The 11,546-nt window shown below is 59.9% G+C and carries 7 protein-coding genes; 3 read left to right on the top strand and 4 right to left on the bottom strand.

All coding sequences use genetic code 11. The annotated features are described in order from the left end of the window. Nucleotides 1-56 precede the first annotated feature (56 nt). The 4 genes from RY113_RS11090 to RY113_RS11105 all read right to left on the bottom strand — a co-directional run bounded on the left by RY113_RS11090 (nt 57) and on the right by RY113_RS11105 (nt 8,869). Nucleotides 57-5,039, bottom strand: coding sequence for an NPCBM/NEW2 domain-containing protein (locus RY113_RS11090; protein ID WP_315914594.1), 4,983 nt, complete (start codon nt 5,037-5,039; stop codon nt 57-59). Between the two features lie 302 nt (nt 5,040-5,341). Further along, complete coding sequence (locus RY113_RS11095; protein ID WP_315914595.1) at nt 5,342-6,490, bottom strand: C40 family peptidase; 1,149 nt, start codon at nt 6,488-6,490, stop codon at nt 5,342-5,344. A gap of 359 nt (nt 6,491-6,849) precedes the next feature. Next, entirely contained in the window at nt 6,850-7,500 is a 651-nt protein-coding gene (locus RY113_RS11100; protein ID WP_110105727.1) for a response regulator transcription factor, read from the bottom strand. Further along, nucleotides 7,493-8,869: a sensor histidine kinase gene (locus tag RY113_RS11105; RefSeq protein ID WP_315914596.1), complete on the bottom strand. Its 1,377-nt coding sequence runs from the start codon at nt 8,867-8,869 to the stop codon at nt 7,493-7,495. Before RY113_RS11105 ends, RY113_RS11100 begins: the two co-directional genes overlap by 8 nt. 189 nt (nt 8,870-9,058) lie before the next feature. On the opposite strand from RY113_RS11105, the gene RY113_RS11110 reads away from it, so the two are divergent. The 3 genes from RY113_RS11110 (at nt 9,059) to RY113_RS11120 (ending at nt 11,533) form a co-directional block, all read left to right on the top strand. After that, complete coding sequence (locus RY113_RS11110; protein WP_315914598.1) at nt 9,059-10,168, top strand: FtsX-like permease family protein; 1,110 nt, start codon at nt 9,059-9,061, stop codon at nt 10,166-10,168. A 167-nt stretch (nt 10,169-10,335) separates the two neighbouring features. Next, entirely contained in the window at nt 10,336-11,034 is a 699-nt protein-coding gene (locus RY113_RS11115) for an ABC transporter ATP-binding protein (RefSeq protein WP_110105724.1), read from the top strand. A gap of 109 nt (nt 11,035-11,143) precedes the next feature. After that, nucleotides 11,144-11,533, top strand: coding sequence for an META domain-containing protein (locus RY113_RS11120; protein WP_110105723.1), 390 nt, complete (start codon nt 11,144-11,146; stop codon nt 11,531-11,533). Nucleotides 11,534-11,546 lie beyond the last annotated feature (13 nt).

The raw sequence follows: 11,546 nt of genomic DNA on the forward strand, positions 1-11,546 counted from the left end.
AATTTGTACTCTCTGCAAGGACCGGCGCTTAGTCATTGTTTAGGTCTGTTCTTCTCTTATGCCCGACGGCGGCGGGTGATGACCAGCGCCACACCACCTCCGAGTACCAGCAGCAGTGCAATGCCGGCCGGCAACATCACCTTTGCACCGGTGCTGGCCAGGCCATCATCGTTGCTGTTGGTGTTGCCACTGTTGGTGTTGTCACCGTTGTCCGTCGGAGCGCTGGGCTTCGTGGTGGACGGTGTGGTCGGCTTCGCCGGATCGGTCGGGGTTGCCGGGTCCGTGGGTTCGGTGACCGGCGGGTCAACCGTTGCCGCCGTGACCATAATGGCGGTACGCGCCAAAACAGTGCCTTCGATTTCCAGTGTCAGCTCATGAGCTCCCACCTCGAAGCCGGCAGGAATGGTGACCTTCACAGAAGCCGCCCCAGTCCCTGCACCCTTGACGGTTGCCAGCTTGACCGGCTCCGAGTGGAGCCACAGCTCATAGTTTTTGCCTACGATCAGGTTCTTAGCCGTAACGGTGATCTCGGAGCCAGCAACACCCGTTGTAGGCGCAGACAGGGACGGTGCGCCCGGTTCCGGCGCCTCGATCGGTGCAATCACAGCATCAACAGTTGAGCTGGCCATGAGGCCTGCCTTATCCGTTGCGCGGTAAGCAACGGACACGCCGTCGTCCTTGGCGTTGATAGCCGAGGTGTACGCCTGCCAGGTGGCACCACCATTGGTGGAGAACTCCACCGTGGCAACGCCAGAACCTGAATCACTAGCCTCCACAACAACAGTGCGCGCACCGGCGTTAACAATGGCAGTGACAACAGGAACCTGAGTATCCACCTTGAATTCGGCAGTTGCCTTCTCCGCTTCAACGTTGCCTGCGGCATCAGTGGAGCGGTACTTGAAGGTGTTGACACCCTCGGGCAGCGTGACAGCCTTGGTGTAGTCAACCCAGGGGCCGGAACCGATCTGGTATTCGGTCTTGGCAACACCCACATTATCCGTGGCGGCCAGGGAGACCGAGGGAACCGTGGTGTACCAGCCGCTGGCGGCCGGGGCGGAGGGATCCACGGTGGCAGTGGTGACAGGGGCAACCGTGTCAGCCGGTGCGGCATCCGAGCAAGTGACCTTGGCATTGCCCCACACGCCGTGGGCGCCGCTGATGGCACCTGCAGAGATCGGGTCAACGTGCAGTTCCAAGTAAGAAATGCCCGTCAGGTCAAGATCAAGGGACTCCGGAGCGAAGCCCTGTACATAGGTGCGGCTCTGGTAGAGCTGCTTGCCATCGCCAACCACCGAGAAGATGATCTTGCCAGCGAAGTCGCCTTCCAGACCAACCTGGCTGGTGAAGCGGCTGCACTGCCCACCCACGTAGTAGCTGACGTTGGAAGGGGCGTGAACGCCAAGGCCCTTCTCGTATTTGTGTGTAACCGTTTCGGCGCCGGAAGCGTCAACAATGGTCAACGGCGCGTCAGGTGAATTCGCGGCGTCCTTGTTTGCTACGTCCTTACCGATGACGCCGTAACCGTTGCTGGCTGATACCCAATCCAGATCCGAGACAAAGGCATCTGCACTGGGGGCGTCAGGCAAGGGGAAGTTCACCACTTGCCAGTCAAAGATCTTGACGGAGGTTGTCACTGGCAGTGTCACTGAGGCCAGTGTCTTGGCCGGCAACAGGCGCAGCGTTCCGGAATAGATCTGGTAGCCGTAGTCCTTGTACTCCGGGTTTTCAGCGTTGGACTGGCTGTTGCGTCCAAGTGACTTGATCGCCACTTTAGCCCCTTGAGTATTGCCCTGCGGCAGCCAATTCGGGAAGTAGGTGGACTGCTTCTGAACAGTGCCATCCGTGTAGGTAATGGTGAACTCCGGGGAGGCACCCGAACCACTATTGGAGGAGCCCAAGATAGCCAGGTCTGTGCCCTGGCCGGAGAGGGCAACAGTCTGCCCATCCAGCGCCACGGCGTTCTTCTTGTCAGCGCCAACGGTAGGCCAGGTGTAGTTGACCTCTGTGGCCAGACCGGCATCCACGGTGACGGTGGAACCGGGCGTGACGCCACCGGCGGGAATCGGAGCCGTTTTCAGCTGTTCAATGCTGTAGGAGGCGTTGCCCCCGTCAAAGTTGCCCAGCTTGTCAGCAAAGGAACCACTTGCACTCGTGACCGAGATGTTGTTGAACGCTCCGGCGAGTGAGCCGTACGCCACGTACATCTGGTTCGCACCGGTGACTTCCTGGCTCACGCTCTTGGAGTCCTTGTAGCTTGCCTTGGCGCCCACTGTTTGCTGACCCGCGGCAGAAGTTGCCCCAGGTACCAGATCAAAGATGGCCTGGACCGTGGTGCCGGGAGCAACCGAGGCCACCGTAGCGCCCTTGGCGTTGCTGACAGTCCAGCCCGCAGGAACTACGGGGCTGATGACAACATTGGTCTTGGCGTTGCTGCCGGTGTTGGTGAAGGAAGCTGAGGCTGAGGTTGCCTGTCCCTGGAAGACCTTATCTTCTAGCTGAACGGCAACTTCAGCTGCCTTGGCATCGGAGTCAGTGCCGCCAACGGCGGAGGTTGCCTTCAGCGTGACCGTAGCCGTTGCCGCAGAGGCAACGGCGCCGGCCTTGACGTGGACAGTACCGCCAGCGTCGGCAGCGTCGTAGTACCAGCCGGTGGTAGCAGCCTCCAAGGCTGCGGCGTCAGCAACCTTGGTCAGCGTGGTGGTGCCAACAGTGACGGAGGCCGGGGCCGAGCCGCTGTGAACAGCGAGCTTGTAGGGGCGGGAGGCCGCCTTGCCGGTGTAGTCGCCGTCGCGCTTGCCGATGGTGACTGTGACGTCGCCACCATTCTTAGCCGGCGCGGTGACCTTGAATTCCTGCTTGCTGGACTTGCCGTTCCTGTACTCACGGGTGACCTTGTCATCCTCGTTCAAAGCAAAGGAGGAGTTGCCTGTGGGGTAAACGTCAACCGTGAGGGCGGAGTTTTCCGGCACTAGCGAAGCGTTGCGCTCAATGAGGCCCTTGGGCACCACTGCACCGGCACGGACGAACATGGGGAGCGTCTCCAGCGGTGCATGGTAGCCGTTGAGAACCTGGCCGCCTTGGTAGATGGTGCCGGACCAGTAGTCCACCCATTGGCTGCCTGACGGCAGGACAATTCCGCTGCGAACATCACTGCTGGCAGAAACTGGCGCCACCAGGTAGTTCGCACCCACCATGAACTGGGTTTCGGCTTCCTTGGTGTACGACAGCGGATCGTTGGGGAATTCCAACGGCATGCTCCGCATCATGCCAACGCCGGTGTTGTGGGCATCAACAGAGAGTGAGTAGATGTAAGGCATGAGTTCCTGGCGCATTTGCAGGTACTTGCGGTTAATCTCCGTGGCAGCCTCACCATAGAGCCACGGGCGCTTATCCACTGCGGCCCAGCCACTCATGGAATACAGTTCCGGAGCGAAAGCCTTCCACTGCAAGTCCCGGACGTAGCTTTCGGTGCTGCCGCCGAAGATCCCATCAACGTCGGAAGTGGTGAAGGCCTGGCCCGAGTTGGTTGCACCGGCCAGTGCCGGAACCCCCCAGCGCGCCTGGTCCAGGTTGCCGGAGTGGTCTCCTGTCCACTGCACACCACAACGCTGTGCACCGGCCCAGCCCTCAACCATCAAGGTGTTGGCGCGGCCGCTGGAGTATTCCTCAATGCCACCCTTAGCGCTTTCACAACCCGTCAACGCCAGGCGGTAGCCCTCGCCAACCCAGGCCACGTCAAGCTTGCGCATGGCAATGCCATCGGCGCCAACTTCAGCCTCCTGCTTGGTCAAGGAACGCTGGGTCCACAAACCGGTCTTCAGGTCTGCTTCGGCCTTGATGGCCTTGACAGTATTTCCCAGACCCTTGTCGGGACTGTTGGGATCGTAGGGCGCGTTCTTGTCGTAGCCTGCGGCGTCCTCCGTGTATTCACAGCCATAACCGTCATTGACAATCATCCAGCCTGCGGGCATGTCATTGGCTTTGAATTCCTTAGCAGTCTTCACCGCGTCAAAGGTGACCTGCTTGGGCGCAGCCGGGTTGTTGAAACCCGAAGAAGAGTAGGTGGGGTTCGAGCGGTTGTAGCAATCGGCGTCGCCATACTCTAGGCCGTAGACGGGCGGGAGGTTGGGGCGGCCGGTTAGCTTGGTGTATCCGTCAAGGCTCTGCTTGTAGTCACCGACGAAGTAGTAAGCGTCAAAGCGCTTTTCCCTGTGCGTGGTGGTTTCATTGTCAGTGAAGGTATAGGAACCCTGCGCGAAGGTGTTCCGCAAAACGCCGTAGCCGGCACTTGTCATGTAATAGGGAACGGCGTTCGGGTGGCCTTCGTCATCCCAATCGTAGTTGTTGGAGATGTTGATGGTGGAGCCGGTGTGAACCACGCGGCCGTTCTGCATGCCGCCGCCAAGGAACTGCTCCCCTTTAATCGGGGTTAGGTGCTGAGTTGTTGAGTTCGCACCGAAGCTCAGTGCTGAGGACTCCTGCCAGATGATGGAGCCGTCCGTGTGCTTAAGAGTGAAAGCTCCAGTTGACTTTTTGACCTCAAGCTTGACTTTTGCCGTGGTCATCGTAATCAGGCCGCCAGCATCGATGACGTCGACAGAGCCTGCGGCGAAGTCAGCCTGGCCAACCACAATGTTGGCCGAGCGCTGCGGGTCGGCCGGGCTCGCAGGGGTGTTTGCCGGGTCGGCGAAAGTTCCCGTGGGGGTTGCTTCCAGACGGAAGTTGCCATCGTCAAGGAAGGTCACCCGAACGGCGCCCGTGGCGGGGGTCAAATTAACCACATTGCCGGCTTTGGTGAATGCGCTGATTGCACCCAAAGTGGCCCCACCAGCGTCCACAGCAACTTCGGGCTTAATGTTTGATGCCGAAATCGGAGTTCCGGGAGCGGCCATCGCAGCGGGAGACAATGCCAACGCTGGCACGGCGCCCGCGGCGAGCAGAGCTGCAAGAGCAACGGCCGTAGCCCGTCGGCCAAAGATCCTCCGCTCTGGGATTTTTGTCGGCGGGTTCGCCGGATTGTTTTTGTGGAGCACTGACATGGGAACTCACTTTCAAGCGGAAATGATGTCTTGTGATGCTTTTTCACGCATAGAACTCATGATTAATCAAACATTCGTGATCTGAGTCCAGCGTACATGAAAATGTGATGGATAACACCGTATTTCGTGACCTGAGGCACAAAATACGCTTAGCCTTGCTTTCCGCTTGGGCACCTTGGTGGGGGGGCGTTATTTTCCCTCACCGCTTAACCCAGAGAGGGCGTCCGCTTCAGCCGAATGGCCAAGGCGGGCGCCCCGTCAAAATGTTGCTACCCCTACTGACGTAGGGCCAAAGGTGCCGTTTACGGCGCTCCAGATTCCAGCCCTGGAAGAGTGGTTAGTGCAGACGGCGTTGACGCACCAACGGGCACCTGGATTCCCGACTCTGTCGACGCTGGCGCCTCAGGCACAATGGGCTCCACCGTCTCGGGCTCCGCGGGTCCTGTAGTCACGGGCGGATCAGTAACCACGGGAGGTGTGGTGGCCGGATCCGTCGTCACCGGCGGGTCCACAACAGCAGGAGGCGTGGTGCCCGGACCCGTGGTTCCGGGAGTTGTTGTGCCCGGCCCGGTGGTACCGGGAGTCGTGGTGCCCGGCCCGGTGGTACCGGGAGCTGTGGTGCCCGGCCTCGAGGTTCCGGTGGTGGTGGACGGCTTCGCGGAGGGCTTGGCCGCGCTGGTCTTGTCAGTGCTTCCAGCGGCGGAGAGTTTGCCCTTCTTTTCCTTGGCTTCCTTGGCAGCCTTCTCATCGGCAGCAGCAAAGGCAGGCATGGTGAAGTAGGCGGAAGAACTACTGACATCTGCGGGCGCGTGGATAAATGTTCCCACCGAAGGGTTCAAGGCACTGATCATCTTGCCGTTGCCAATGTAGAGGCCAATATGCGACCAGTGGTTAGGGCCGTCCGGGTTCTGCACTACTAGATCCCCTGGCTGGGGATTGCTGGTCTCCACCATCGGAAGCCACTGCTCGGTGCGGGGCAGGCCCACTCCGGCTTGAGCGTAAGCCCACTGAACAAAACCGGAGCAATCCCACCCATGATCAAAGCTGGTGCCGCCCCAAACATACGGATGGCCCAAGCCTTGGAAAGCAGCAGCAAGAATGTCTTTGCGAACCTGGGAAATGAGCTCCGCTGAAACCTCAGGAATATCTCCGCGCATGGCGTTAACTGAGCGGGCCAGATGAGGGGTGTTTCCATTGGGATCCGTGAGGTCAAAGCGCAGCGGAGCAGCCGGTTTCTTGGCAAGAATCAACGTCTTGGCAAAGGAAATATTGACACCCAGCCCCTGCGCAGCGAAGGAGTCGAAGCCCGCGGGGGACGCTTCCTCGAATGTGTCTGAGGTACGGATAAGTGCCTGCGCACCCTGGGCGGCTGCGGCATCCGCAGCCGAGGTACCGGCATAACCCGCACTCACAAAACCACCAGAGGCCAATAGTGTGCACACCACTGCCATGCTCAATTGGTACGAACGCGCCTTGCCCTTCGAAAACCTCACCGGGTGGTCCTCCTGCTTCCTTGCACGCTGTATTGAGAGCCTACGCCGCCTACTGAGTCCTGTAACCACTCGAATGAGAGGTCCTAAAGTTCAGTGGCGAACAACAATTCACACTATTCCACACAATTGTTATGCATATCACTAATGGGAGATATGTGACGTACGCCCCATTTTTCTGGATCACCAAGCCCCCATAGCCACTAGGAGCCATATTGCCCACGTACCACCCCGTGTTCTAGCTCACATTACACATAATTCTTACTGCCCGAAATGGCTCGGGCCACTTATAAATCTTCCTCGTACGGGCGTGCACGGTTTCAGCCGGCACTGCGAATAATCCTACGTGAGACGGCAACGGAGATGGCGGCTGTCCGGTTGTCCACGCCCAGCTTGTCGTAAATGTGTACAAGGTGTGTTTTGACAGTTGCTTCAGAGATGAACAACTGTTTTGCGATTGCTTTGTTGCCCATTCCCGTGGCGAGCAACTCCACCAATTCCACCTCGCGCCCGGACAGTGCGGGGGCAGGGTTGCGGATCCGGCCCATGAGCCGCGCAGCAACCTCTGGTGCCAGTGCCGTCTGTCCCGCCGCGGCCGATTGCACAGCACTGCGGATCTGCTCTGGCGGCGCATCCTTGAGCATGTACCCGCTGGCCCCGGCCTCTACCGCCGCCAAAATGTCCGCATCGGTGTCATAGGTGGTCAGAATCAGCACTGGCGGTGCCCCGGTCAATTCCTTGATGGCCTTGGTGGCGCTGACACCGTCCATGCCGGCACCCATTTGCAGATCCATCAACACCACGTCCACAGGTTCACCAAGCATCGCGAGCCGCTGGACTTCCTTGATGGCGGCACCACCCTCGGGCGCCTCGGCCACCACGGTGAACCCCTCAAACTCGGTGAGCATGGCTCGCAATCCCGCACGCACTACCGGATGGTCATCCACCAGCAAAATCCGAATTTCACCCATTACTATCCCCTTGTCTCGAACTCAAACCAGTACCCAATTCAGTACCCAGCCCCGCATTAAACCCAGTATCAACCCCCGCCCCTAGCGGTAACCGGATGGCTACCACTGTTCCTTCACCGGGGGCTGTTTCCAGGGCCAGAGTACCGCCTTGGACAACCACCCTCTCCCGGAGGGAGCGCAGCCCAAAGCCACTTCCATCAGACCGCCCAGCCACCGCGCCGGGGAGGATATCCGGATCAAAGCCACGTCCGTCGTCGTACACGTCAAGAGTTACTTCACTTCCCAAAAACGCCAAACTCACGACGGCGGACGTGGCGTGGGCGTGCAGCCAGACATTGGCCAGACTCGTGGTTGCGGCACGGAACAACGTGACCTTGTATGGCTGCGGGATCTCCACAGGCTCCCCGTCCAGCCGGAAACTGCACGCTAGCTGGCCGCCGCGGGCAGCCGCCTCACGCTCCGTCTTGGAACAGAGCCTGGACAGGGCCTCCACGAGAGATGTTTGAGCCAACGCCGGCGAAGAGAGCCCGCGAACAAAATTTCGTGCCTCGGCCAGATTCTCGGCTGCCGTTGCCTCCACCATCGTCAAAGATTCACCGGCGGATTCCAGATCCCCTGAATCCAAGCTGCGCCGGGCCGCCCGGGAGACCAAAATGATGGAGGAAAATCCTTGGGCCAAGGTGTCATGGATTTCTCGGGCCAGCCGTGCACGTTCAGCTAAAACACCTGCTTCGTGCTGGGTAGAGGCAAGTTCGGCCCGGGTGCGCCGCAGCTCCTCAGCAGCGTGGCGCTGGGCCTCGCCTTCTTGATACAGCAGCTTGTACGCCTTGGCAGTGGCGATCGAAAATGCCATGCCAAAAACCGGTCCCAGCACCACAGGCAGAGGGGGGAAATCAGCCCCGGAGGAGGCCCACTGGGCAAGTATCACCCCCGCTGTCATCACCAAAACCATGCCGATACCCGCCCACCGCGGCAGGAGATGCAGATGAAGGAAAAATAGCGGAAAGACCAGCCAGGAAAATTCCACTGACCCAAACATCAACACTGCCCACATCACCGTGATCAGGCCCAGCCACAGCACAGCCCAACGGCGTGGATTCTTTTGAAGCCTGCCGGCCGAGAACCGCTTTTCAGCCACCGTCCCCACGAGGTAGACCAGTGCCAGCGCAACGCTGAGCCCGAAGTAGACATACCTGCTGGGGCGCTCACCGGCTTCTAGGAGCAGGCGGCTAACCCCTACCGCCAGCAATACTGCGAAGCCAACATGCAAGGTCACGCGAAGGAATCGCAGAATCGCAGTACTCGTGACGGGTGAAGTACTTGTGATGGGCGGGGCATTCGTGACGGGCGGGGCATCCACGGCAGACATGCCACCAGCATAAGTGCTGGTGGCCCCCTCTGCGCATCAACCAATTGGTTGATTGGCTTATCAACCTCTCGCTTCCGCGCTATCAACCAACCCCGCGATGGAGGCGAAGTGTTTTCGCAGGAGAGTTGAAGTAATGACTGATCCACATGGAAAAACACTAGTTCTTCCAGCATCTGAAAGAGGCCTTCTATGTTCCTCGCAATCCGAGACATCCGCTTTGCCAAGGGACGGTTCGCCCTTATGGGCTCCGTGGTTGCACTCATCAGCCTCCTGTTGGTGATGTTGTCCGGCCTGACGGCAGGGCTGGGCAATCAAAACACCTCGGCACTGGAAAAACTCGGCGGCAGCACCGCCGTCAACCAGGTGGTGTTTGGTGCCCCCGGCAAGAATGAGGCCAAGGTTTCCTTCACTGAAAGTGAAGTGAGCCAGGAGCAGGCGCACTCATGGGCCAAGACCCCCGGCGTTGCCTCGGTGGTGCCGCTGGGTATCAACCAGACCCGTTTCCAGGCCAAGGGAGCTAGCCAGGGCACCACGAACGTGGCTGTCTTTGGTGTCGGCGGGGATGGCACAGGTGGCGGGATCGCGCCGTCGGCCGTCACCGATGAGACGGTGGTCATTGGCGCGGACGTGGCCAAGGATTTGGCGTTGGACACCGGCGACATGGTCACCCTCGGCGGTGTGGACCTGAGGGTCAGCGCCATTGTGCCCCAGCAATGGTATTCACACTCCTCCGTGGTGTGGACGTCATTGCCGGCCTGGACCAAGATTGCGCATGTGAGCGACGCGAACCAGCTCGCCACTGCCTTGGCCGTGACGTACAGCAGCGGCGCAACAGTTGATACCGCAGCCGCCAACTCTGCCGCTGGCACAGTAAGCACCACGCGGACCGGCGCCTTTGCAGGACTGGGCGGCTACAAGAGCGAGAACGGCTCACTCATGATGATGCAGGCGTTCCTGTATGGCATCTCAGCCTTGGTGATCGTGGCGTTCCTGACCGTGTGGACCGTCCAGCGCACCCGTGACATTGCGGTACTGAAGGCCATGGGCGCATCCGGTCCGTACTTGTTGAGGGACGCGTTGACGCAGGCGGCGATCGTGTTGGTGGCAGGCGCCGGCCTTGGTGGGCTCGTGGGAATTGTTGGCGGTTTCTTCGCCGCAAAGGGTGCACCGTTTCTGCTCACACCGGCCACCACCTTGCTCCCGGTGATCGGCATTGTGCTCCTGGGCCTGGCCGGTTCAGCCTTGGCTGTCCGCAAGGTCACCCGGGTCGACGCCATGATCGCCCTCGGCGGCAACTAGTCCCCACGCCCTCCCACTACTCGCAAGCTCGCAGCGGGACCCTCGGACGCGTGGGCCCAACCACGCCAGACACACAGCCCGCAAGCTCGCAGCGGGACCCTCGGACGAGTGGGCCCAACCACGCCAGACACACAGCTTTCCCCTTCCATTTGTTAAGGAAACTCCAAATGACTGCTTTGAACCTGATCAATGTGACACTGCAATACCCCGATGGGGATGGGGTAATGACGGCCTTGGACGCCGTGAACCTCACAGTTCACCCCGGCCAGTTTGTCTCCCTAGTGGGCCCGTCCGGCTCCGGAAAGTCGAGCCTGCTGGCGGTTGCCGCAACCTTGGTCAAGCCCACCTCGGGCCTTGTCATGATCGACGGCGTGGACGCCACGGCACTCTCCGAGAAAGAGCTGGCATCCCTGCGCCGTGACAAGGTAGGGATCATCTTCCAACAGCCCAACCTGTTGGCCTCGCTCACTGCCTCGGAGCAGCTGATCATCACTGACCACCTTCGCGGCAAGTCCTTGAAGGCTGCTGCAGTGCGTGCCGCCGAACTGTTGGACCTTGTGGGGCTGGCCGATTGCGCTGGCAAACGTCCCCACCAGCTCTCCGGTGGTCAGCGTCAGCGCGTGAATATAGCCCGTGCTCTAATGGCCGACCCCAAACTCTTGTTGGTTGATGAACCTACAGCCGCCCTTGACCACGCTCGCAGCGATTCGATCGTACGGTTGCTGCGTAAGGTCAGCGACGAGTTCAATGTGGCCACCATCATGGTCACGCACGACACCGAGTTTGTCCCACTCACCGACTTGGTTGCCACCATGCGCGACGGCGTCCTGACCGCCCCGGTGCCCGCACTGGCTGGCAGCTTCTAGACCCAGTTATCCGAGCGTCCCGCCGGAGGCAAAAGCCGTGATTGTGCGGCCATGCAATAACATAAGGGAAACGCATGTATAGACCAGCGCGATCGGAGCCCCCCTCATCATGAAACGCATTGCAGCCCTTGGCGGCAGCCTACTCCTTGCTTTGACCATCTCTTCCTGCGGTGCCGCAACAGGCCCCGTTGGCACATGGGGCAATGGTTACAACACCGACAAGCAACCCTATTTGGAGCTCTCCTTGGGAGCCGATAAAAGCCCAGATTTCGAACAAGCAGGTTTCATCAGCGGCAGCGATGGTTGCAACCGGATTACCGGCCAGTGGTTCCTGGTTGAGGGCAAGCTCTCCTTTTCACAGCTCAGCGGCACTCAAATGGCTTGCGAAGGCGTAGACCAGTGGCTAACCAAGGCCGCTGGCGGTGTCATCAATGGTGATGTTTTGAGCATTAAGGATGCAGCGGGACTCCCCATCGGTACTCTGGATCGCCGAAACTAATTCTGAGAGTAGC

The organism is Arthrobacter sp. lap29 (genome assembly GCF_032458965.1).
GTDB lineage: Bacteria > Actinomycetota > Actinomycetes > Actinomycetales > Micrococcaceae > Specibacter > Specibacter psychrochitiniphilus.